This is a genomic window from Rhizobium sp. ZW T2_16 (assembly GCF_044987325.1).
Taxonomy (GTDB): domain Bacteria; phylum Pseudomonadota; class Alphaproteobacteria; order Rhizobiales; family Rhizobiaceae; genus Neorhizobium; species Neorhizobium cellulosilyticum.
Map to the genome: position 1 here is coordinate 512,906 of NZ_JBJDRG010000003.1, position 22,035 is coordinate 534,940.

At 60.3% G+C, this 22,035-nt stretch carries 19 protein-coding genes and 1 tRNA gene; 13 read left to right on the plus strand and 7 right to left on the minus strand.

All coding sequences use genetic code 11. From position 1 onward, the window contains the following. The first annotated feature begins 186 nt into the window (after positions 1-186). From rimP to ACI3K0_RS12510, 11 genes are all read left to right on the plus strand, one after another. A complete protein-coding gene (gene rimP, locus ACI3K0_RS12460; RefSeq protein WP_148146214.1) occupies positions 187-780 on the plus strand; it encodes a ribosome maturation factor RimP in 594 nt (197 codons plus the stop codon). 68 nt (positions 781-848) lie between these two features. Beyond that, a complete protein-coding gene (nusA, locus tag ACI3K0_RS12465; protein ID WP_183823900.1) occupies positions 849-2,462 on the plus strand; it encodes a transcription termination factor NusA in 1,614 nt (537 codons plus the stop codon). Continuing rightward, a complete protein-coding gene (locus ACI3K0_RS12470; protein ID WP_183823902.1) occupies positions 2,459-3,148 on the plus strand; it encodes an RNA-binding protein in 690 nt (229 codons plus the stop codon). Before nusA ends, ACI3K0_RS12470 begins: the two co-directional genes overlap by 4 nt. 100 nt (positions 3,149-3,248) lie before the next feature. Continuing rightward, positions 3,249-6,077: a translation initiation factor IF-2 gene (gene infB, locus ACI3K0_RS12475; RefSeq protein ID WP_148146217.1), complete on the plus strand. Its 2,829-nt coding sequence runs from the start codon at positions 3,249-3,251 to the stop codon at positions 6,075-6,077. 68 nt (positions 6,078-6,145) lie between these two features. Further along, a complete protein-coding gene (gene kduD, locus ACI3K0_RS12480) occupies positions 6,146-6,904 on the plus strand; it encodes a 2-dehydro-3-deoxy-D-gluconate 5-dehydrogenase KduD (protein WP_148146218.1) in 759 nt (252 codons plus the stop codon). A 266-nt stretch (positions 6,905-7,170) separates the two neighbouring features. Continuing rightward, positions 7,171-8,376 (plus strand): tonB-system energizer ExbB, encoded by a 1,206-nt coding sequence (exbB, locus tag ACI3K0_RS12485; RefSeq protein WP_394353659.1) that lies wholly within the window; start codon positions 7,171-7,173, stop codon positions 8,374-8,376. A gap of 4 nt (positions 8,377-8,380) precedes the next feature. Beyond that, positions 8,381-8,866: a TonB system transport protein ExbD gene (exbD, locus tag ACI3K0_RS12490; protein WP_183823904.1), complete on the plus strand. Its 486-nt coding sequence runs from the start codon at positions 8,381-8,383 to the stop codon at positions 8,864-8,866. Beyond that, the gene (locus tag ACI3K0_RS12495; protein ID WP_183823906.1) at positions 8,863-9,822 is read left to right on the plus strand and encodes an energy transducer TonB; all 960 of its coding nucleotides are present in this window, start codon (positions 8,863-8,865) and stop codon (positions 9,820-9,822) included. Before exbD ends, ACI3K0_RS12495 begins: the two co-directional genes overlap by 4 nt. 50 nt (positions 9,823-9,872) lie before the next feature. Next, positions 9,873-10,865 (plus strand): Ldh family oxidoreductase, encoded by a 993-nt coding sequence (locus tag ACI3K0_RS12500; protein WP_183823908.1) that lies wholly within the window; start codon positions 9,873-9,875, stop codon positions 10,863-10,865. A 446-nt stretch (positions 10,866-11,311) separates the two neighbouring features. Further along, on the plus strand, positions 11,312-11,938 hold the full coding sequence (locus ACI3K0_RS12505) for a ribonuclease D (protein ID WP_183824170.1): 627 nt from the start codon (positions 11,312-11,314) through the stop codon (positions 11,936-11,938). Positions 11,939-12,144: 206 nt separating this feature from the next. Then, on the plus strand, positions 12,145-13,878 hold the full coding sequence (locus ACI3K0_RS12510; protein ID WP_183823910.1) for a hypothetical protein: 1,734 nt from the start codon (positions 12,145-12,147) through the stop codon (positions 13,876-13,878). Between the two features lie 101 nt (positions 13,879-13,979). Here ACI3K0_RS12510 and rpsA read toward each other — a convergent pair whose 3' ends face one another. From rpsA to aroA, 3 genes are all read right to left on the minus strand, one after another. After that, on the minus strand, positions 13,980-15,686 hold the full coding sequence (rpsA, locus tag ACI3K0_RS12515) for a 30S ribosomal protein S1 (RefSeq protein WP_148146224.1): 1,707 nt from the start codon (positions 15,684-15,686) through the stop codon (positions 13,980-13,982). A 174-nt stretch (positions 15,687-15,860) separates the two neighbouring features. Then, a complete protein-coding gene (gene cmk, locus ACI3K0_RS12520) occupies positions 15,861-16,496 on the minus strand; it encodes a (d)CMP kinase (protein ID WP_183823912.1) in 636 nt (211 codons plus the stop codon). Next, positions 16,496-17,863 carry a 3-phosphoshikimate 1-carboxyvinyltransferase gene (aroA, locus tag ACI3K0_RS12525; protein ID WP_183823914.1) on the minus strand — a complete coding sequence of 456 codons (1,368 nt, stop codon included), beginning with the start codon at positions 17,861-17,863 and terminating at the stop codon, positions 16,496-16,498. The genes cmk and aroA overlap by 1 nt, the downstream gene beginning before the upstream one ends. 228 nt (positions 17,864-18,091) lie before the next feature. Here aroA and ACI3K0_RS12530 point away from each other — a divergent pair, with 228 nt between their 5' ends. Then, a complete protein-coding gene (locus tag ACI3K0_RS12530; RefSeq protein ID WP_148146227.1) occupies positions 18,092-18,484 on the plus strand; it encodes a TIGR02300 family protein in 393 nt (130 codons plus the stop codon). A gap of 154 nt (positions 18,485-18,638) precedes the next feature. Continuing rightward, a tRNA-Ala gene (locus ACI3K0_RS12535) sits at positions 18,639-18,714 on the plus strand. Between the two features lie 26 nt (positions 18,715-18,740). On the opposite strand, the gene ACI3K0_RS12540 is transcribed toward ACI3K0_RS12535, so the two are convergent. From ACI3K0_RS12540 to ACI3K0_RS12555, 4 genes are all read right to left on the minus strand, one after another. Beyond that, positions 18,741-18,998 (minus strand): hypothetical protein, encoded by a 258-nt coding sequence (locus ACI3K0_RS12540; protein ID WP_183823916.1) that lies wholly within the window; start codon positions 18,996-18,998, stop codon positions 18,741-18,743. 103 nt (positions 18,999-19,101) lie between these two features. Next, a complete protein-coding gene (locus ACI3K0_RS12545; RefSeq protein ID WP_183823918.1) occupies positions 19,102-20,103 on the minus strand; it encodes an ABC transporter ATP-binding protein in 1,002 nt (333 codons plus the stop codon). A 31-nt stretch (positions 20,104-20,134) separates the two neighbouring features. Beyond that, complete coding sequence (locus ACI3K0_RS12550; RefSeq protein WP_404945364.1) at positions 20,135-21,196, minus strand: Gfo/Idh/MocA family protein; 1,062 nt, start codon at positions 21,194-21,196, stop codon at positions 20,135-20,137. Then, entirely contained in the window at positions 21,193-22,032 is an 840-nt protein-coding gene (locus ACI3K0_RS12555) for a carbohydrate ABC transporter permease (protein ID WP_183823922.1), read from the minus strand. The genes ACI3K0_RS12550 and ACI3K0_RS12555 overlap by 4 nt, the downstream gene beginning before the upstream one ends. Positions 22,033-22,035 lie beyond the last annotated feature (3 nt).

The following is a 22,035-nucleotide window of genomic DNA, read 5'->3' on the forward strand; positions in this document are numbered from 1 at the left end:
TCGAACAGGCTAATTCCAGCTTTGAATGGCGGAAATGCGGAAGTCTTGCAATTGCCGGTCCAAGCGCGTATATGCAGCCCATATTCTTGATCGTCCGATGAAGAGTGGGCCCACACCGGACCCGCTCTTTTTTGTTAGGCGATCGCTTCAACCCGCACTGTGAGCGGGGATTGAACCGGAGAGCTTATGCAGCAGACAGACCACGAGCCGCGTCTCATCGTCGAGACTGGTCTCGACCTCAGGATCGCCGAAATCATCGAGCCGGTACTGACCGCCATGGATTACCGTCTGGTCCGGGTGCGCATGCTGAACCTGAACGGCATGACCCTGCAGGTCATGGCCGAGCGCAATGATGGCACGATGGATGTCGAAGGCTGCGAAGCCGTATCGGTCGCCATCTCACCCGTTCTTGATGTAGAAGATCCGATCGATCGCGAGTATCATCTCGAAGTGTCTTCGCCGGGCATCGACCGGCCGATGGTGCGCAAGTCGGATTTTGCACGCTGGACCGGCCATCTGGTGAAATGCGAGACGTCGATCATGATCGACAACCGCAAGCGGTTCCGCGGCAAGATCGCCGAAGTCAACGAAGAAGGTTTCACCGTCGAGCGCGACCAGGTCGCCTATGGTGAGGAACCACGCGTAACGATCCCGTTCTCGGCGCTGGCCGAAGGCAAGCTGATCCTGACGGACGATCTGATCCGCGATGCGCTGCGCGCCGACAAGCTCGCCAAGCAGCAGGCCGCGAACCAGAACGACGAAGCTGAAGACGAAGAATAATCGACCAACACACTGGCCTTTCCGAGGAGGGAGGGCCGCCAGAATTGGACCTACGGAGACCAACGACAATGGCAGTGAGCGCAAACCGGCTTGAACTTCTGCAGATCGCAGACGCTGTGGCCCGCGAAAAGGTCATCGACCGCGAGATCGTGCTGGCTGCGATGGCTGACGCCATCCAAAAGGCCGCCCGCTCGCGTTACGGTTCGGAAACCAATATCCGCGCCGACATCAATTCCAAGACCGGCGAAATCCGTCTGCAACGCCTTCTTGAGGTCGTTGAAGTCGCCGAAGACTACGGAACGCAGATCCCTTTGGTTTTGGCCCGCGACCGCAATGTTGATGCCAAGATCGGCGACTTCATTGCCGACCCGCTGCCGCCGATGGATTTCGGCCGTATCGCCGCACAGTCCGCCAAGCAGGTCATCGTGCAGAAGGTGCGCGAAGCCGAGCGTGACCGTCAGTTCGACGAGTTCAAGGATCGCGTCGGCGAAATCGTCAACGGCACCGTCAAGCGCGTCGAGTACGGCAATGTCATCGTGGATCTCGGCCGTGGCGAAGGCATCATCCGTCGTGACGAGATGATCCCGCGCGAAAACATGCGTTACGGCGACCGCGTCCGCGCCTATGTCTACGACGTCCGTCGCGAACAGCGCGGCCCGCAGATCTTCCTGTCGCGTACCCATCCGCAGTTCATGGTGAAGCTGTTCACCATGGAAGTTCCAGAAATCTACGACGGCATCATCCAGATCAAGTCGGTTGCCCGTGACCCGGGTTCCCGCGCCAAGATCGCTGTTATCTCGAACGACTCGTCGATCGATCCGGTCGGCGCCTGCGTCGGTATGCGTGGTTCGCGCGTTCAGGCCGTTGTCGGCGAACTGCAGGGCGAAAAGATCGACATCATTCCGTGGAGCCAGGATCCGGCTTCCTTCATCGTCAACGCCCTGCAGCCGGCTGAAGTCGCCAAGGTCGTTCTCGACGAGGATGCAGAGCGTATCGAAGTCGTGGTTCCGGATGAGCAGCTGTCGCTGGCCATCGGCCGCCGCGGCCAGAACGTTCGCCTCGCTTCGCAGCTGACCGGCTGGGATATCGACATCATGACGGAAGCCGAAGAGTCGGAACGCCGTCAGAAGGAATTCAACGAGCGCACCAACCTGTTCATGGAAGCTCTCGATGTCGACGAAATGGTCGGCCAGGTGCTTGCTTCGGAAGGCTTTGCCCAGGTCGAGGAACTGGCCTACACCAACCTCGACGAAATCTCGTCGATCGACGGCTTCGACGAAGACACCGCCAACGAGATCCAGACCCGCGCCCGCGAGTACCTGGAGCGTATCGAAGCTGAAAACGATGCCAAGCGCGTTGCTCTCGGCGTCCAGGACGAGCTGAAGCAGATCGAAGGCCTTACCGCCCAGATGCTGGTTGCGCTCGGCGAAGAAGGCATCAAGACGGTCGAGGACTTCGCCGGCTGCGCTGCTGACGATCTCGTCGGCTGGTCGGAACGCAAGGATGGCGAGACCAAGAAGTTCGAAGGCACGTTCTCCAAGTTCGACGTTTCCCGCGTCGAGGCTGAAAACATGATCGTTCAGGCCCGTCTGCTCGCAGGCTGGATCACCGAAGAAGATCTCGCCAACGAACGGGCTGATGATGAGGCCGAGGAGGAGGCCGTCGCCGCCGATCAGGAATGATTGCGGACGACAATGGTGCGGATGATGCAGATATTTGGCCGGACGATTTCGTCGTGAACGACCGTACCTGCATCGTCACCCGCGAGGCGACAGACCCGAAGGACCTTATCAGGTTCGTCCGCGCTCCCGACGGGAGCGTGGTTCCGGATTTGAAACGGCAGCTTCCCGGACGGGGCTGCTGGATCAAGGCGGAACGAGAGCTTGTCGACCGGGCGGTGAAGCGGAAGCTGTTTTCTCGCGCTTTCAAGAGCGAGACGAAAGCGGCGGACGATCTCGGCGCACTGGTCGATCGGCTTCTGGTCGCCGACCTTGCCGGAATGATGAACATGGCGCGCAAGGCCGGTCAGTTCGTTTCCGGCGCGATGAAGGTCGATGCCGCAGTCCGCTCGGGAGCCGCCGCCGGCGTTTTCCATGCTTCCGATGCTGCGGCAGACGGCGTTCGAAAGATAGACCAGGCCCGAAAGGCCTTTAAGCTCGGCACCGATGCCGAACATGACATTCCGGCCTTTTTGCTCCTCACCGGGGCGGAATTGGACGAAGTGATGGGCGAGAATGCTTTTATCCATGCTTGCGCGCTTGCAGGGCAGGCGGGTGAGGGTGTAGTGAAGCGCGCAAACCTACTTGAGCAGTACCGTAAAGGCGGTCTGCCCCAGACAAAGGATGTCTTTGACATGCCTAAACCATGACGCTGTCACCGGCTCTAGCCGGACGCAGATCGATTTATACGACTTGAACGACAGGTTCTGATGGCTTCCATCCGTTCCTGTACGAAGGAACAGGAACGGAATGACCGACAACAAAGACGACAAGACACTCGGCGTGAAGAAGACCCTCTCGCTCAAGCCATCCGGCATGAACCAGGGTACTGTGCGCCAGGACATGGGTCGCGGCCGCACGAAAGCGGTCGTCGTCGAAACGGTGAAACGCCGCCCGACCCGCCCGCAGGACGAAAAGCCTATTACCCCGATCGCGGCCCCTGCAGCCCCGGCTCCGCGCCCGGTTGAAGCCGCAGCACAACCTGCTCCGCAGCAGCCGCGCCCGCAACCGGCAGCGCCGGTGCACCAGCCTGCGCCACAGGCACAGCGCCCTGCACAGCCGCAGGGTCAGCGCCCCGGTTCGCACCAGGGTCAGCGTCCGGGCTCCAACTACGGCCAGCAACAGGGCCAGCGTCCGCAGCAGGGTCAACGCCCGCAGCAGTCCGGCCAGCGTCCGCAACAGAACCGCCCGAACGTGCTTCACGATCTCTCCGCCGGCGAAATGGAAGCCCGTCGCCGCGCTCTGGTGGAAGCACAGGCACGCGAAGTCATCGAAGCCAAGCAGCGCGCTGAAGACGAAGCCCGCCGTGCAGCCGAAGCAGAGGCCCGCAAGGCCGAAGAGGCTGCGGAAGCAGCTCGTCGTGCAGCCGAACCGGCTCCAGAGCCGGAACCTGAACCCGTCGCGCCTCAGCCGGCCCCGGTCGCTGCCCGTGCGCCCGAGCGCAACACCGATCGCGCACCTGCCGATCGTGGAGCCGCTGGCCGCCCGCAGGACGGTCGTCCGCAGTCGCCGCGCCCAGGCACCGATGCTCCCGCAGCGCAGCCGGGTGCCGTACGTGGCCGCCGTGCCAATGACGAAGATGATGACCGTGGCCCGTCCCGCAGCGCCGGTGCGCCCGGTCGTGGCCGCGTGGTCGCTCCAGCTCCTGCCAAGCCGCCGGCACGCCCGAAGGGTGACGAAGGCCGTCGCCAGGGCAAGCTGACCATCACCACTGCCGGTTCGGACGAGGACGGTAACGCCCGTGGCCGTTCGATGGCCGCGATGCGCCGTCGTCAGGAAAAATTCCGCCGCAGCCAGATGCAGGAAACCCGTGAGAAGGTTGTCCGCGAAGTCATCCTGCCGGAAACGATCACCATTCAGGAACTGTCGCAGCGCATGTCCGAACGCGCGGTCGACGTCATCAAGTACCTGATGAAGGAAGGCCAGATGATGAAGCCGGGCGACGTCATCGACGCCGATCTGGCAGAACTCATCGCCGCCGAATTCGGCCATACCGTCAAGCGCGTCTCGGAATCCGACGTCGAAGAAGGCATCTTTGACAAGGCCGACGATGCGGGCGAAATGGTATCGCGCCCGCCGGTCGTTACGATCATGGGTCACGTCGACCACGGCAAGACCTCGCTGCTCGACGCTATCCGCCAGGCGAATGTCGTGTCCGGTGAAGCCGGCGGCATCACCCAGCATATCGGTGCCTACCAGGTCGAGAAGAACGGTCAGAAGATCACCTTCATCGACACCCCCGGCCACGCCGCCTTTACGGCCATGCGTGCCCGTGGTGCGCAGGCGACGGATATCGCGATCCTGGTGGTTGCAGCCGACGACAGCGTGATGCCGCAGACGATCGAATCCATCAACCATGCCAAGGCGGCGGGTGTACCGATCATCGTGGCAATCAACAAGATCGACAAGCATGAAGCCAAGCCCGACAAGGTTCGTCAGCAGCTCCTGCAGCACGAAGTCTTCGTCGAATCGCTCGGCGGTGAAGTGCTCGACGTCGAGGTTTCGGCCAAGAACAAGACAAACCTCGACAAGCTGCTCGAAGCCGTGTTGCTACAGGCCGAAATTCTCGACCTGAAGGCCGACCCGACGCGTACTGCCGAAGGTACGGTCATTGAAGCACAACTCGACCGCGGTCGTGGTGCGGTTGCGACCGTGCTCGTCCAGAAGGGTACGCTGAAGCCGGGCCAGATCATCGTTGCCGGCGATCAGTGGGGCCGTGTTCGTGCTCTCGTCACCGACAAGGGCGACCACGTCAAGGAAGCCGGTCCGGCAACCCCGGTCGAAGTGCTCGGTCTTTCCGGCACGCCTGCTGCCGGTGACCGCTTCGCCGTCGTCGAAAACGAAGCTCGTGCCCGCGAAATCTCCGAGTATCGCCAGCGTCTTGCTCGCGACAAGGCGGTTGCTCGCCAGTCCGGCCAGCGCGGTTCGCTCGAGCAGATGATGAGCAAGCTGCAGAATACCGGCTTCAAGGAATTCCCGCTGGTCATCAAGGGTGACGTGCAGGGTTCGGTCGAAGCGATCATCGCGTCGCTCGACAAGCTTGGTACCGACGAAGTTCGTGCCCGTATCGTCCATTCGGGCGCCGGCGCGATCACCGAGTCGGATATCTCGCTCGCCGAGGCATCGGATGCCGCAATCATCGGCTTCAACGTCCGCGCCAATGCACAGGCTCGTACGATCGCCGAGCGTAACGGCCTCGACATCCGCTACTACAACATCATCTACGATCTGGTGGATGACGTTAAGGCAGCCATGTCGGGTCTTCTGTCGCCGGAACGCCGCGAAACCTTCCTCGGCAATGCCGAGATCCTGGAAGTCTTCAACATCACCAAGGTCGGCAAGGTTGCCGGTTGCCGTGTGGTCGAAGGCAAGGTCGAGCGTGGTGCAGGCGTACGCCTCATCCGCGACAACGTGGTCATCCACGAAGGCAAGCTCAAGACGCTCAAGCGCTTCAAGGACGAAGTTGCCGAAGTGCCGATGGGTCAGGAATGCGGTATGGCCTTCGAAAACTACGAAGACATCCGCGCCGGCGACACGATCGAGTGCTTCCGCGTGGAACATATCACGCGCACGCTTTAAGCTTGACAATTGTCATGTTAGGAACCGCCGGGGAGAAATTCCCGGCGGTTTTTTATGTGGAGGTTTTTATGGCTATTTCGTTCGATCTGACCGGCAAGACAGCGATTGTCACCGGCGCCAATACCGGTTTAGGCCAGGCCATTTCAGTTGCCCTTGCCCAGGCCGGGGCCAAGGTGGCGCTGGTCGGTCGCTCATCGATGGCGGAAACCGAGGCCGCAATCAGCGCTAGCCGCGGCGAGAGCCTCGCCATATCGGCCGACCTTTCCACCCTCGAACCGATCGAACGTATTCTCGACGAAACCACTTCCTGGTCTGGAGGTGCTGATATTCTCGTCAACAATGCCGGGATTATTCGCCGCGCCGATGCCCTCGAATTCAGCGAGGCTGATTGGGATGCGGTGATGGATGTGAACCTGAAGAACGTGTTTTTCCTGTCGCAAGCCTTCGCCCGGCGGCTTGTCGCAGCCGATAAGGGCGGAAAGATCGTCAACATTGCTTCACTTCTCTCCTTCCAGGGCGGCATCCGCATTCCTTCCTATACGGCGTCCAAGAGCGGCCTTGCAGGCCTGACCCGGCTCCTGGCCTGCGAATGGGCCGGCAAGGGTATCAACGTCAACGCCATTGCTCCCGGTTATTTCTCGACCAACAATACGGAAGCTCTTCGCGATGACCCGGACCGCAACGCCGCCATTCTGGCGCGCATTCCAGCCGGGCACTGGGGCAAACCGGAAGAGCTTGGTGGTGCAGCCGTCTTCCTCGCATCATCGGCCTCGGACTACATTCACGGCACCGTGCTGCCCGTGGATGGCGGCTGGCTGGCACGCTAAGTCTTTACGCGAACTCACTTTTAGAATGCCTGATCTGCGCCATCTCCGGTGGCGCAGATACATTTTCGCCTTGAGCTCTGCCATCCCCGACGTCGTGAAGGTAAAATTGGCAGCTTCACTCAAGATTTATTAGTTGCCATTTGAACTCATGTTTATTATCGCATAGCAGCATAGTCTGTTGCTGGCCTCGATGCCGGCCGCGACCTGATGATATCGTGCCGAGCCGGCAAAAATGCCTTTCGGCAATAGTCGGAGTATCGCCTAAAATGTCTGCTGCCCTTGTCCCTGCCGTTGCCGGAAACCGCCACCTTGGCAAGGTCGCGAAACAGCTCGGGATGACGGCTGCGACGCTTGCGCTTCTGAGCGCGATGGCGATGGCTCAGATTCCTGCCCCGGCTCCTCAGGCACAAACCACTTCGCAGGCGGATAGTGCACAGCAGCAGGCTCCGGCTTCGTCTGCAGCACCAACCACCGGCCGGACGGCTCCCGCCACAACGCCGGCGACGACACCGACCGCGCCTTCCGCTCCGGCGGAAAATGCAGCACCGGCCAGCCCTGCAGCGCCGGCTGCCTCGACCGCCACAGAGGGGGCTCCCGCCGCTCAGGCTCCGGCACAATCCGCCCAGCCTGCTCCCTCTACCGAGACAACGGCTCCCGGCGTATCCCAGCCCGCACAGGCCCAGGCTGCGCCGCAGGAAACGGTAACCGACCTTGTGCCGGCGGAAGAAGAAACGCCGGTACTGACAATCCCGCACGACCTTTCGCCCTGGGGCATGTTCATGGCGGCGGACTGGGTTGTTAAAAGCGTCATGATCGGGCTTGCCATCGCTTCGCTGGCAACCTGGACCGTTTGGCTGGTTAAGACGCTCGAGCTTGCCGGCGCCCGCACCCGCGCCGGTCGCATCATCAAGATCATCCGCAATTCCCGTACGCTCGCCGAAGCTGTCGATGCCTCCGCTGGACGCGGCGGTCCTGCCGCCTACATGCTCCAGGCCGCAGCCGAGGAAATAAAGATGTCCGCGGATGCGCTCGACCATGTCGAAGGTGACGGCGTCAAGGAACGCGTCGGCTCCTCCCTGTCGCGCATCGAGGCCTTTGCCGGTCGCCGTATCGCCCGCGGCACCGGCATTCTGGCGACGATCGGCTCGGTCGCTCCCTTTGTCGGCCTATTCGGCACGGTCTGGGGCATCATGAATTCGTTCATCGGCATTTCCGAAACGCAGACGACCAATCTTGCCGTCGTCGCGCCCGGCATTGCCGAGGCGCTACTTGCAACGGCCATCGGCCTCGTCGCCGCCATTCCCGCCGTCGTGATCTACAACCTGTTTGCCCGTTCGGTTACCGGCTATCGCGCGCTTCTTGCCGATGCAGCCAGCGGCGTCGAGCGACTGGTGAGCCGCGACCTCGACTTCCGCAAGGTTCCGCCGGGCGGCCGCAAGGCAACCCCGATGTCCCTGATGGCCGGAGAATAAGTCCATGGCCGGCGGCATTCGCGAACATCACGGCGAGGAATTGCAGGAAAACCACGAGATCAACGTGACGCCCTTTATTGACGTCATGCTGGTGCTCCTGATCATCTTCATGGTCGCCGCGCCGCTTTCCACGGTCGATGTCAATGTCGACCTGCCCGCATCGAGTGCAAAGCCCGCACAGCGGCCTGAAGAACCTCTCTATCTGACAGTTCAGGAAGATCTCACGCTCAATCTCGGCAATGACCAGGTTGCGCGCGAGCAGCTGACGACCAGGCTGAACACGATTACCGGCGGCAACAGGGATACCCGCATCTTCCTGCGTGCCGACAAGGCTGTCGGCTACGGCCAGTTCATGGAAGTGATGAACCTTCTGCGTGATGCCGGTTATTTGAAGATCGCGCTGGTCGGACTGGAAACCCTTCCGGGTGCCGCAGCACCCGCTGCCCAGCCTGCCGCACCGGCTTCGCCAGCACCAGGGGTTTCGCGATGAACCCAGCCGCCCCCTATCGTAGCCGGGTACAGAAGATCGGCGAAATATCACTCTGGGCAGGCGCCGGCGCATTCGTGCTGACTGCGCATATCGCTGCTGCTGCCCTGATGATGCAGGAAGAGCCGACTATGCCGGCAGATAATTTACCGCCTTCCGCGATCATGATCGAACTGGCTCCAGAGCCTGAGGCCACACAGACGGAAGAGGAGCAGATCGCTCCCGACGCCGTGGATTCCGAAAAGGTGGACAGCGAGCAGATGCAGCCGGTGGAAGAGGCCCAGCCCGATCCGACACCTGATCCGATCGAACCACCGCCACCGGAAATTGCCGAGCCTCTCCCCGAGCCTCCGCCGCCGGAACCCGTCGAAGAGCCGACACCTCAGGAGCCGGAAGTGGCCGAGACTTTGCCGGAAACACTGCCGGAGCCGATCGAACAGCCCGATCCGATCGAGCAGCAGGTCATGGCTGCGCTCGATAACGTCGAAGTGCCGCTGCCGGTCGTGCGCCCGCCGCCACCAGAAAAACCCGAAGTCGCGGAGAAGAAGCCAGAGCCGAAAAAGGAGCCGGTCAAGCGCGTGGAACGCCCCAAGCAGCAGCAGGCCCAGAAGGAAATGGCGCAAGCCAAGGCCGAAGCCACGCAGTCGGATCGAAATGCCGCCACCCAGACATCGTCAGGCTCGCGCTTTTCGTCGCTTTCCCCGGCAACGTGGAAGTCACGCGTGCAGTCGCGGCTGGCGCGCAATGCCCGCCGCTGCCCCGGCGGCAACACCGGCACGGCCGCCGTGCGCTTCAACTTCGACAATGGGGGCAACGTGACCAGCGTGTCGCTCCAGCGCTCTTCGGGCGATTCGAAGATCGATGACTATATAGTTTCGATCGTTCGCCGTGCCTCGCCTATCCCGGCGCCGCCTGCAGGCGTACCGAATTTCCTCACGCAGGCACTGACCTGCTCCTGACAAAACGCTATAAGCGGGCTCCCTCAACCTAACAAATCCCGGAAGCCCGCATGCATATGAGCCTCACCGATGCCGAGACGCTGGTCCGCGGCATCTTCGAAGACAATGGCGTCCTGCCCTCAACTGCTCTTTCCGTCGCCCGTGCCCTTGTGCAGTCGGAAGCTGCCGGCCAATCCGGCCACGGCCTGCGCCGCGTTCCGGCCTATGTGAAGCAGGTTCGTACCGGCAAAGTGGATGGCAAGGCGGAGCCGATCCTCTCGCGACCGCGCCCTGCGGTGCTGTCGATCGACGCCGCGCATGGCTTTGCCTATCCAGCCCTTGATCTTGCGGCTTCCGAACTTCCTGCCATAGCCTGTGAACAGGGTATCGCCTTTGCCGCCATCGGCCGCTCGCATCATGCCGGGGTGATGGCGCTGACGGTCGAGCGTTTTGCCGAGCAGGGCCTGATCGCCATGATGTTCGCAAACGCACCGGCCGCCATGGCGCCCTGGGGCGGCAGAAGCCCGCTCTTCGGCACCAATCCGATTGCCTTCGCAGTCCCTGTCGCAAATGCCGATCCCTTGGTCATTGATCTGGCGCTCTCAAAGGTCGCACGTGGCAAGGTCATGGAAGCCCACCAGAAGGGAACGAGCATACCCGACGACTGGGCCTTCGATATTGATGGAAACCCCACCACAGACGCTGCAGAGGCGCTTAAAGGCACGATGGCGCCTTCTGGTGGTGCAAAGGGTGCTGCACTGGCGCTGATGGTGGAAGTGCTCTCGGCGGGCCTTGCAGGCGCCAATTTCTCCCATGAGGCAAGCTCGCTCTTCGATGAAAATGGGCCGCCGCCGGAACTCGGCCACTCGATCATCGCAATCGACCCGGACGCGGCCAATGGCGGCGGTACAGCCATGCGCATGGCAGCCCTTGCCGAAGAGATGGCCAGGCAGGATGGCGTGCGACTTCCAGGCCGCCGCGGAAAAGGCCTGAGGGCTGATGCCATGGCAAATGGAATAGAAGTCGAGGACGACGTATTGAAGGCGATCGACGCGCTTCGCTGATCGCAAGACGATAACGCGGCACCCTGGGATAACCTCGCATGGAGGGGCCAGGGCCGCCAAGCGACATAGATGCATAAGGCGCCGGCTCCAGGCGCTTCAAACGCTGTCGTTCAACTGTCTTTCGGGAAAATTACCTCCAGAAAAGCGAAAAGCCTGGCGCGGGAGGAGGATGCGCCAGGCTTTAAACTTGATCGACAACTGGGAGGAGGAGGATGTTGTCGATCCGTATCGAACGACACTGGGAGGAGGAGTGCGTCGTTCGATGACTGACATATAGGCTAATACTGGTATGCTCGCCAAGCCGGTTAGGCGCAATGCAGCAATGCAATAGGTGCATTGCTGAGCATTTGCCCATAGCGTCGATATCATAGCAGGGATCATCGCTATATCGATATGCGCAAAGCTGGATTATAGGCAATATCGATTCAAATGCTTGGAAAGGCGGGATTATGGCTGAAATTCGCTATCACGAGGGAGATCTTCCGGCGGCGGCAGCGGCCCACTATACGGGTGCGGTGGCAATCGATACCGAAACGCTTGGCCTTATCCCACGTCGTGATCGCCTATGTGTTGTGCAATTATCTCCCGGGGACGGCACGGCCGACGTCATTCGCATTGCAGCAGGACAGAATCAGGCGCCCAACCTCGTCGCGCTTCTGGCTGATTCGTCGCGGCAGAAAATCTTTCACTATGGCCGATTCGATATCGCCGTGCTTTTCCATACGTTCGGGGTATTGGCCACGCCGGTCTTCTGCACCAAGATCGCTTCACGCCTGACCCGAACCTATACCGATCGTCACGGGCTAAAAGACAATCTACGGGAACTGGTCGAGGTCGACATTTCCAAGGCCCAGCAGCAGACTGATTGGGCGGCCGAAACGCTATCACAGGCGCAACTCGAATATGCGGCCTCGGACGTGCTTTATCTGCATGCCTTGCGCGACAAGCTGACCATGCGGCTGATCCGCGACAACCGCACGGATCTTGCCGCCGCCTGCTTCGAGTTCCTGCCGACACGCGCAAGGCTTGATCTCCTTGGTTGGGAAGAGACCGATATTTTCGCGCATAGCTGAGCCATGCCGCCTGTTCCCGCAGGCGGCGCTCTCAGTTTGCCGGGCTCCCGACGCGAATTCGATGATAATTAGCCGACCGTTAACCATTTTCGTTTAACGTCTGTCAATCGGCATCATCCCGCCATGAGGCGTAGCGACAGCCGTCGCACCATTACCCAAACACGGCCGAACTGTTCCACCGTCGCAGATAACAGATGGAGCATGCGATGCTGCCACCCGTTCGTGCCGCGTTGAGTTCGACTGCAGATTACCATAACCAGACGCAGGCTGCAGTCACTCCTGCGCGTGTGACCTCATCACTGACGACCGCACAGTCGCAGTCAGGAAGCAACGCTACTCTTTCAGGCGCACGGCTCGATGCCGCCTCCCTGTCGGCTCAACTCAAGCTGGCGCAGGGGTCCTCCATCCTTGCCGAGACGATCGGCAAGCTGTTGAAGACACCGCGGCGAGAAAACGAGACGCTGATCGACTATACGGCACGCCTTTTCGAAGCCGTTCAGGCGCTGAAGCCGCAAGAGGTCGCCAATGTCGAGCGGCTGCTCAACCAGATCGTCAAGGGCATTTCCCTGCGGTTGATGGCTGAGATCCTAAAAGAACCTTCAGGCCCGGCAGCCGCCCGGCTTGCGGCCCATATCGAGACCGCGAACATTGCCCAGCGCGATCTCGCGGCCAAGACGGTCGTCAGTTTCTATCGGCAGAATGCAAGTGCTGACTCACCGCCGGCGGGCAATGGTCCGCGTCTGCAGCAAGGTGCGAGCCCTGCGACTGCACAGATCGGCCAGATAGGTCCATCACAAACAACTTCGAACGACGACCATATTGCCTCGCTTCGCCAGCCGACCGGGAACGCAGCCTCGCCGAAGCTTGGCGAAGGTCAGAATCAGCGTTCACCAGCCCCGGCCACCGCATCACCTGAACTCAAGCCGCAACAGGCGGAGCAGGCGTCAAAGCCTGCAGGCTCACTGACCGGCCCCGCCAATACAGCGGCGTCGCAAGCCCCAACAAGTCGTCCAGTTACCCCGACAAGTGAAGCAGTTGCTGCAGCAAAGCCGACAATGTCTATGACTGCCTTGAAGGATGGATTCCAGGCGAATGCGGTGCGACCCGAGATCAATCCCGGCAGTGTCAGCACACCAGCGGCGGTAATCAGCAATCAGTTGCAAATCTCGGCAGCCCAGGTCGCCCAGCAGGCAGTGGCAGCCGAGCCCGAAGAAATGCAGGTTCTGGCGCGCACCGCGGTGGAAATGTTCAAGCTGGACATACCGGTGCCCGCGCGTCTCTGGTCGGCGCTTTCCGATCAAACGTTGCTGAAACTGGCAAACTGGCTGGCAACGGTCCTGTCCGAACTCGATCTGCCGGAAAGCAAGCATCTGCCGATGTCCTCGCCTGCGGTCCAGGCTACAGCGGATGACGGGCTTGGCGACCAACAGCGTGCGACCAGCAACGTACCTTCCGCAAGCGCATCTCATGGCGGACAGGCGGCGGCGTCACCGCAAACCACCAATGGCGCCATGCCGGATGCCGCCCGTGCCGCGGCGGCGGCGAGAGCAGATGCGCCGGAACAGAATATGGCCGCGCTGGCGGTTGCTGCGAACACCGTGCCGACCCAGGCACGTGAAGCTCTTCCCTGGCCCTATGTCGCAGCCTATCCACCTGCCGATGAAGAACCGAGACATAAAGAGCGGCAGGCAGAACCGATCGAGGCGCTGGAAGACGAAGAGCAGGACGAATCATCAAAGCAGCACACTTTTGGCGACGAGCATGAGCCGGAAGGTGAGGAGCCGCAGGACAACGATGCGGAAGGCGAGGAAATCGTCAGCGATACGATGACCAGAGCGGAGAGGGCGGCCGGATATAGGGCCGGCGAGGTCAGGCTGGAAGCGGACGCGCCCGAGGTGCAACCGAGCGATCTATACTGGCGGATGGCCGGCTGGACGTAATCCGGAAATCTGCCGAGCACGTGTTCGGCTTCTGCAAGTGACCATGAAAAAGCCGCCGGACCTTTCGATCCGGCGGCTTCTTATTCTTCAGGAAACAACGATTATTCGTTGCCGCCACGGTTCTTCAGGGCTGCGCCCAGAATGTCGCCGAGCGAAGCGCCCGAGTCGGACGAACCGAACTGTGCAACTGCTTCCTTCTCTTCGGCGATTTCGAGCGCCTTGATGGAAAGCATGACCTTGCGGTCCTTCTTGGAGAAGTTGACGACGCGGGCGTCGACAACCTGGCCAACCGAGAAACGCTCCGGACGCTGGTCGTCGCGGTCGCGAGCGAGGTCAGCGCGGCGGATGAAGGCTACGAGGTCTTCGTGGGCAACGAGCTTCACTTCGATGCCACCGTCGTTAACGGCGATGATTTCAGCCGAAACGACAGCGTTCTTGCGCAGGTCGCCGGAAGCGGCTGCGTCACCAACGGCATCCTTGCCGAGCTGCTTGATGCCGAGCGAGATACGCTCCTTCTCGACGTCAACATCGAGAACGACAGCCTTGACGACGTCGCCCTTGTTGAACTCTTCGATGACCTGTTCGCCCGGACGGTTCCAGTCGAGATCCGACAGGTGAACCATGCCGTCAACGTCGCCTTCGAGGCCGATGAACAGGCCGAATTCGGTCTTGTTCTTGACTTCGCCTTCGACTTCAGTGCCGGCCGGATGCGAGTAGGCGAATGCCTGCCACGGGTTTTCCAGCGTCTGCTTGAGGCCGAGCGAAATACGGCGCTTGGACGGGTCGACTTCGAGAACGACAACGTCGACTTCCTGGCTCGTGGACAGGATCTTGCCGGGATGTACGTTCTTCTTGGTCCAGGACATTTCGGAGATGTGGATCAGGCCTTCGATGCCCGGCTCCAGCTCTACGAATGCACCGTAATCGGTGATGTTCGTGACGGTACCGGAGATCTTCTTGCCGATCGGGTACTTGGCCGCGATGCCATCCCACGGATCCGACTCGAGCTGCTTCATGCCGAGCGAGATGCGGTGGGTTTCCTGGTTGATGCGGATGATCTGAACCTTGACCGACTGGCCAATGGACAGGATTTCCGACGGATGGTTCACACGACGCCATGCCATGTCGGTGACGTGCAGCAGACCGTCGATACCGCCGAGGTCAACGAACGCACCGTAATCGGTGATGTTCTTGACGACGCCGTCAACAACCTGGCCTTCTTCGAGGTTCTGAACGATTTCAGAACGCTGCTCGGCACGCGACTCTTCAAGAACCGTACGGCGCGAAACAACGATGTTGCCGCGACGCTTGTCCATCTTGAGGATTTCGAAGGGCTGCGGGTTGTGCATGAGCGGGGTAACGTCGCGGATCGGACGGATGTCGACCTGCGAACGCGGCAGGAAGGCAACGGCGCCGTCGAGATCGACGGTGAAGCCACCCTTGACCTGGTTGAAGATAACGCCTTCAACGCGCTCGCCAGCTTCGAACTTGGCTTCGAGCTTGACCCAGCTTTCTTCGCGGCGAGCCTTTTCGCGCGACAGAACGGCTTCGCCGAGAGCGTTTTCGATGCGCTCGACATAGACTTCGACTTCGTCGCCGACCTTCAGCGAACCGTCTTTGCCCTTGGCGCCGAATTCCTTAAGCGCGATGCGACCTTCGACCTTGAGGCCGACGTCGACAACTGCCATGTCCTTCTCGATTGCCGTTACCAGACCTTTGGTAACGTAGCCTTCGGCCAGATCGTTGGATGCGAAGGATTCCTCGAGAAGAGCTGCAAAGTCTTCGCGCGTGGGGTTAGTTACTGCCATGAAATCTCCTGATCGTGTCCTAATTCAAGGACACGCATGCGCCGGTGGTTCGTGTTAAACACGCCCGAAATCCAGGCCCGCCTCTCTCAATCGGTCATACCGTGGGAGGCTATCCGGCGCTGGGACTGAACTGCGGGATCTCTGCGAACGAAAAGCCAGCTTCCCGGCAACTCGTCAATTCTTGATCAGAGCTTCGTCGATCAACGACTTTGCGGCCTGAAACGCGGCCTCTATACTCATTTTGGACGTATCAAGCAAGTGCGCGTCTTGCGCCGGCTTCAACGGGCTGTCGGCGCGGCCCATGTCGCGCTCGTCGCGCTTCGTCACGTCCGCGAAGATGTCATCATACTCCGCCTCGCCGCCCTTGGCGATGATCTCGTCATAACGGCGTCTTGCACGCACATCGGCTGATGCCGTGACATAGAGTTTTACCGGCGCATCGGGGCAGACGACGGTGCCGATATCGCGGCCATCAAGCACCGTTCCCGGGGCTCTTGTCGAAAAAGCCTTCTGGGCTTCGACCAACGCGCGGCGCACTTTCGGCATCACGGCAATTTTCGATGCCGCTTCGCCGATGGCGTGGGCCGACAGGGTGTCGCGATCGAGGCCAGCGAGTTCCACTTCGCGCGCCATTTTTTCTGCGACAGTCTCGTCATCGAGCGGCAAGCCGGCATCGAGAAGCGCTTTTGCCGTGGCGCGATAGGTCAGGCCGGTGTCGAGATGGTGGAAACCATAGGTCTCGGCAATCTGACGCGACAGCGTACCCTTGCCTGCTGCCGCCGGCCCATCAATGGCGATGACGACGCCCATCAGGCTGCCTCACCATCCACGGCGTCGATCTTCGCGCCGAGACCAGTCATCAGATCCATGAATTCCGGGAAGCTGGTGGCGATAATCGAAGCATCGTCGACAGTGACCGGATGTTCCGAGGCCAGGCCGAGTACAAGGAAGCTCATGGCGATACGGTGGTCGAGATGGGTGACGACGGCCTTGCCCGACGCATTGCCATAGCCCTTGCCGCCCGGACGGCCGCGAACGACGAGTGTTTCCTGGCCTTCATCGCAATCGACGCCGTTGAGCTTCAGACCTTCCGCGACAGCCGAAAGGCGATCAGATTCCTTCACCCGCAATTCTTCGAGGCCAAGCATGGTGGTCGTGCCGGATGCGTAAGCGGCAGCAACAGCCAGAACCGGATATTCGTCGATCATCGACGGCGCGCGATCGGCCGGGACTGTAACGCCCTTCAGCTCGGAATATCTTACCCGCAGATCGGCGACATCTTCACCTCCGGCGAGCCGTGCGTTCTGCACTTCGATATCGGCGCCCATTTCCTGCAGCGTCAGAATAAGACCTGTACGCGTCGGGTTCATCAGGACGTTGAGAATGGTGACGTCGGAGCCCGGCGTCAGGAGTGCTGCGACAAGGGGGAAGGCTGTCGAGGACGGATCACCCGGTACGTCTATGACTTGGCCCTTGAGCTGGCCTTGGCCGACGAGACGAATGGTGCGTACGCCCTCCGCATCGGTCTCGACCGAAAGGTCGGCGCCAAAACCCTGCAGCATCTTTTCGGTATGGTCGCGGGTCATGACCGGTTCGATGACAGTAGTAATGCCCGGTGTGTTGAGGCCGGCGAGAAGCACTGCCGACTTCACCTGCGCAGACGCCATGGGCACGCGATAGGTGATCGGGTTCGGCACTTTCGGGCCATGCAGCGTTACCGGCAGGCGGTCGCCTTCGACGGAGGTCACCTGCACGCCCATCTCGCGCAGCGGGTTCAGTACGCGGCCCATCGGGCGCTTGGAAAGCGATGCGTCGCCGATGAAGGTGGAGGCAAAATCGTAGACGCCAACCAGACCCATGGTGAGACGGCAACCGGTGCCGGCATTGCCGAAATCGAGAGGCGCTTCAGGAGCCAGAAGCGCACCATTGCCGGTACCCTGGATGATCCACTCAGCACCGACCTTTTCGATCTGGGCGCCCATGGCGCGCATCGCCTTGCCGGTATTGATGACGTCTTCACCTTCCAGAAGGCCAGTGATGCGAGTTTCGCCCGAAGCGAGGCCGCCGAACATGAAGGAGCGGTGCGAGATCGATTTGTCGCCGGGAATCCGGATCGTACCTTTGAGAGCTTCCGAGCGAGCCGATTTTGCCGGCTTCAACGCGATACCATGCGACATTGAGTGTCCCTATTCCTCAAGCGTTTGCGAATTTTGCGCCGTCGTTATCATAAAGTGTTTTGGCGGTCATCCGCTTGTTGGCTCAAGGCGGCCAAGAAAGCCCGGAAAGTTTGGCTTTGACATGAAGTCCCGTTAGCCTTAAGGGGACCGGCTTAGATTTTTCACCCATTCATCCATCGCCGCACCCGCGGCGCGCCGATCTGATCGGCCGGCTCATGAGGCTTAACAGTGGCAAAAGCGGAACTCGGAACCAAACGTACCGACCCGGATACCGGAAAGAAGTTCTACGACCTGAACCGTGACCCGGTCGTCTCCCCCTATACGGGCAAGTCCTGGCCGCTGTCTTTCTTTGCTGAAAACAGCGCCGCCATCAAGATGGAAGAGGCAGCCGAAGACGAGGACGACATCAAGGAAGTCGACAGCGAGAGCCAGGAAGCCGAAGTCGTTTCGCTGGAAGACGCCGACGGCGACAACAGCGGCGACGATATCCCGGATATCGGCGATGACGATGACGTTGATATCGGCGACGACGAAGACGACACCTTCCTCGAGCAGGAAGATGAAGACGACGACGACATGACCGGCATCATCGGTGTGGGCGGCGACGACGACGAACAGTAATTGACGCTAACGCCCGACAATTTCAGAAAAATTGTCGGGCGTTTGATTTTTCGGCTTGCACTTCCAAAAATCACGAAGTAATAAGCCGCCACTTCCGGAGCAAACAACGCTTCGAAGTTTCCCAGGACCGGAAAAAATACCGGACCACCCTGATGGGGCTATAGCTCAGCTGGGAGAGCGCTTGCATGGCATGCAAGAGGTCAGCGGTTCGATCCCGCTTAGCTCCACCAATTTTCCCGAACGATAAATCTAGAATTCAGGCATGCTTTAACTTGCGCGCATGGGCCACGCTGGCAAGGTCGGCTTTTCTCCTTGCAAGGGCAGGATTTCGAAGACGAGTCGATTCGGCCTTAAGATGTTGCCGAGTGTTCGCAGGTCCTTTAAGCGCGCGTTCGCCCAAGGCAAGTTCATCGCGATAATCGTCCCGATATGCGATTGCTTTTTGGCGGATTACCAATGCGACCAGAGTGCCGAACAATCCGAAAGTGATGAGCAGTACAGATGCTGTTATCATGACCTTTCCTCTGCCTTATTAACGCAGAGGATGGCATAAGGTTCTCGATCGAGATCAAAGTCCGGGTCTCACAGATCGGTGATGTCCGTAACGAGAGCAGGTTTTACGCGATTGCCCGATCGTTTGCGTCAAACCGGTGCATTAAAGCTTTGTCCGGCGTGGCGAAGACAATATCGTCGGCACCATAGCGATGCTCACCGAACAGGCGCACTGTCACGAGGCCCGCCTGCTCCGTTTCGAGATAGAGGATGGTATCGGCGCCGAGATGTTCGGCGTGAACGACCTTACCTTTCCAGTCGCCTGCATCGCGCGACAGGGCGATATGTTCCGGCCGGATGCCGATCGTCTTGCAGCCACTTTCCTCGAGCTTTTCCGCAGGGATAAAATTCATCTGCGGCGAACCGATAAAACCGGCGACGAAGATGTTGGCCGGCCGGTTGTATAGTTCCATAGGCGAACCGACCTGCTCGATCGCACCGGCGTTCAGGACCACGATCTTATCGGCCAGCGTCATCGCCTCGACCTGGTCATGGGTGACATAAATCATCGTTGCCTTGAGGCGTCGGTGAAGGCGGGCAATCTCAAGCCGCGTCTGGACGCGCAATGCCGCATCGAGGTTCGACAAAGGCTCGTCGAAGAGAAACAGGCTCGGTTCGCGCACGATGGCGCGGCCGATCGCCACGCGCTGGCGCTGGCCGCCGGAAAGCTCTGCCGGGCGACGGGCGAGATAGGGATCGAGCGACAGCATCGACGAGGCTTTCGTCACGCGATCCTCGATCTCGGCTTTCGGTGTGCCGGCCTGCTTCAGGCCAAGCCCCATATTGTCCTTGACCGTCAGGTGCGGATAAAGCGCATAGGACTGGAAAACCATGGCGATACCGCGCTTGGCCGGCGGCACGGTCGCCACTTCCTGACCGTCGATACGGATAGAACCGGAGGACGCGTCTTCAAGGCCTGCGATGACCCTCAAAAGCGTGGACTTGCCGCAGCCCGATGGGCCCACGAAGATGACGAATTCGCCATCCTTGACGTCGAGATCGATGCCCTTCAGCACCTCGTGGTCACCGAAGGCCTTGCGGATGGATGTCAGTTGCAGCGAACCCAAGAGCGTCTTCCTTTAAAATTCCGTACCGGCGTCAAAGATGGACAGGCTTGCCCGTGCGCGCGCTTTCGTCCGCCGCAAGGCAGATCTTCAGCGATTGCACCGCATCGTCCATGTGCCGGGTGAGGTCTATATCTTCGCGGATGGCCCGCAGCATGTAGGCCTGTTCCAGATTGCAGAGTTCCTGATGGCCCGGCTCACCGGCCATTTTCATATCCTTGTCGGGCGACAAGAACTTTCCGTCTGGACCCGTTTCGGCGCTGTGAAGGCGGATGACCGAAGTTTTGGTATGCGTGTCGATATCGTCCGACTTTGCATTCGGGTCCATGACGATAGACACCGAGCCCTTTGGCGACATGACATCCTTCACGAAGAAGGCGGTTTCCGAGATCATCGGTCCCCAGCCGGCCTCGTACCAGCCGACGGATTTATCGTCGAAGATCACCTGCAGATGGCCATAGTTATACATGTCCGGCGCGATCTCGTCGGAGAGGCGCAGGCCCATGCCACGCACTTCGACGGGTTTCGCATCGGTGATCTGGCACATGACATCGACATAATGCACGCCGCAATCGACGATCGGCGGCGTTGTATTCATCAGCGCCTTGTGCACGTCCCAGGTCGGTCCGGAGGACTGCTGGTTGAGATTCATGCGGAAGACATAGGGCGGGCCGAGCTTTCGCGCTTCTTCGATCAGCCGGATCCAGGACGGGTGGTGGCGAAGAATGTAGCCGATGACCAGCTTTTTGCCAGAAGCCTTCGCGGCTGCCACGACGCGTTCGGCATCTGCAACCGTGGTCGCCAGAGGCTTTTCGACAAAGACGTGGCAGCCGGTCTCAAAAGCGGCAACTGCATAATCCGCATGGCTGTCGGAATAGGTGCAGATCGCGCAGAGATCGGGTTTCAGCTCCTCAAGCGCGGTCAGGAAATCCGGATGGATCTTGTAGCCTTCGAGCGCCGGATCGAGCTTCGGCGTCGAGCGATTGACCAGCCCGACAATCTCGAAGCCGGGATCGTTGTGATAGGCGAGCGCATGGCTGCGGCCCATATTGCCAAGACCGGCGACGAGGACTCGGATCGGCTTTTCTCCACTCATTTGACGGCTCCTGATGTGATGCCGCGGATCAGCTGGCGGGAGAAGATGACGTAGAGAACCAGAACCGGCAGGATGGCGAGCGACAGGGCAGAAAGCACTGCATTCCAGTTGGTGACGAACTGGCCGATGAACATCTGTGCGCCCAAGGTGACTGTCTTGGTTTCCTCGCCCGGTGCCAGGATCAGCGGGAACCAGAGGTCGTTCCAGATCGGGATCATGGTGAAGACGGCAACCGTCGCCATGGCAGGCCGCACCAGCGGCAGGACGAGACGGAAGAAGATCGCGTATTCGGACAGCCCGTCGATGCGCCCGGCATTCTTCAGGTCGTCGGACACGGTGCGCATGAATTCCGACAGGATGAAGATGGCGAGCGGCAGGCCTTGCGCCGTATAGACCAGAACCAGCGCCGTCAGCGTATTGACCAGACCGGCCGCGACCATCCCCTGCAGAATGGCGACGGTGCCAAGCCGGATCGGGATCATGATTCCGAGCGCCAGATAGAGGCCCATCAGCAGGTTGCCGCGAAAGCGATATTCCGACAGCGCGAAGGCGGCCATGGCGCCAAACAGCAAAACGAACGCGATCGAGACGACGGTGACGATCAGGCTGTTCTGAAAATAACCGATGAAATCGCCCTGTTTCAGGACAGTCTCGTACCCGACGAGGCTGAAGGTCGAGGGCGTCGGGATCGCCATTGGCTCGCGGAAGATGGCGTTGCGGCTCTTGAACGAATTGATCAACGTGAGGAATACCGGGAAAAGCGCGATCAGAGTGTAGCTTATCAGCGCGACATGGATCAGTCCGATGCGCAAATATGAGGTGCGGGCTGTTGCCATCGT

Excerpts from the sequence above, each read along its gene's own strand:
- rimP (WP_148146214.1), top strand. The coding sequence starts at position 187 with ATGCAGCAGACAGACCACGAGCCGCGTCTCATCGTCGAGACTGGTCTC.
- nusA (WP_183823900.1), top strand. The coding sequence starts at position 849 with ATGGCAGTGAGCGCAAACCGGCTTGAACTTCTGCAGATCGCAGACGCT.
- ACI3K0_RS12470 (WP_183823902.1), top strand. The coding sequence starts at position 2,459 with ATGATTGCGGACGACAATGGTGCGGATGATGCAGATATTTGGCCGGAC.
- infB (WP_148146217.1), top strand. The coding sequence starts at position 3,249 with ATGACCGACAACAAAGACGACAAGACACTCGGCGTGAAGAAGACCCTC.
- kduD (WP_148146218.1), top strand. The coding sequence starts at position 6,146 with ATGGCTATTTCGTTCGATCTGACCGGCAAGACAGCGATTGTCACCGGC.
- exbB (WP_394353659.1), top strand. The coding sequence starts at position 7,171 with ATGTCTGCTGCCCTTGTCCCTGCCGTTGCCGGAAACCGCCACCTTGGC.
- exbD (WP_183823904.1), top strand. The coding sequence starts at position 8,381 with ATGGCCGGCGGCATTCGCGAACATCACGGCGAGGAATTGCAGGAAAAC.
- ACI3K0_RS12495 (WP_183823906.1), top strand. The coding sequence starts at position 8,863 with ATGAACCCAGCCGCCCCCTATCGTAGCCGGGTACAGAAGATCGGCGAA.
- ACI3K0_RS12500 (WP_183823908.1), top strand. The coding sequence starts at position 9,873 with ATGCATATGAGCCTCACCGATGCCGAGACGCTGGTCCGCGGCATCTTC.
- ACI3K0_RS12510 (WP_183823910.1), top strand. The coding sequence starts at position 12,145 with ATGCTGCCACCCGTTCGTGCCGCGTTGAGTTCGACTGCAGATTACCAT.
- rpsA (WP_148146224.1), bottom strand. The coding sequence starts at position 15,686 with ATGGCAGTAACTAACCCCACGCGCGAAGACTTTGCAGCTCTTCTCGAG.
- cmk (WP_183823912.1), bottom strand. The coding sequence starts at position 16,496 with ATGGGCGTCGTCATCGCCATTGATGGGCCGGCGGCAGCAGGCAAGGGT.
- aroA (WP_183823914.1), bottom strand. The coding sequence starts at position 17,863 with ATGTCGCATGGTATCGCGTTGAAGCCGGCAAAATCGGCTCGCTCGGAA.
- ACI3K0_RS12540 (WP_183823916.1), bottom strand. The coding sequence starts at position 18,998 with ATGATAACAGCATCTGTACTGCTCATCACTTTCGGATTGTTCGGCACT.
- ACI3K0_RS12550 (WP_404945364.1), bottom strand. The coding sequence starts at position 21,196 with ATGAGTGGAGAAAAGCCGATCCGAGTCCTCGTCGCCGGTCTTGGCAAT.
- ACI3K0_RS12555 (WP_183823922.1), bottom strand. The coding sequence starts at position 22,032 with ATGGCAACAGCCCGCACCTCATATTTGCGCATCGGACTGATCCATGTC.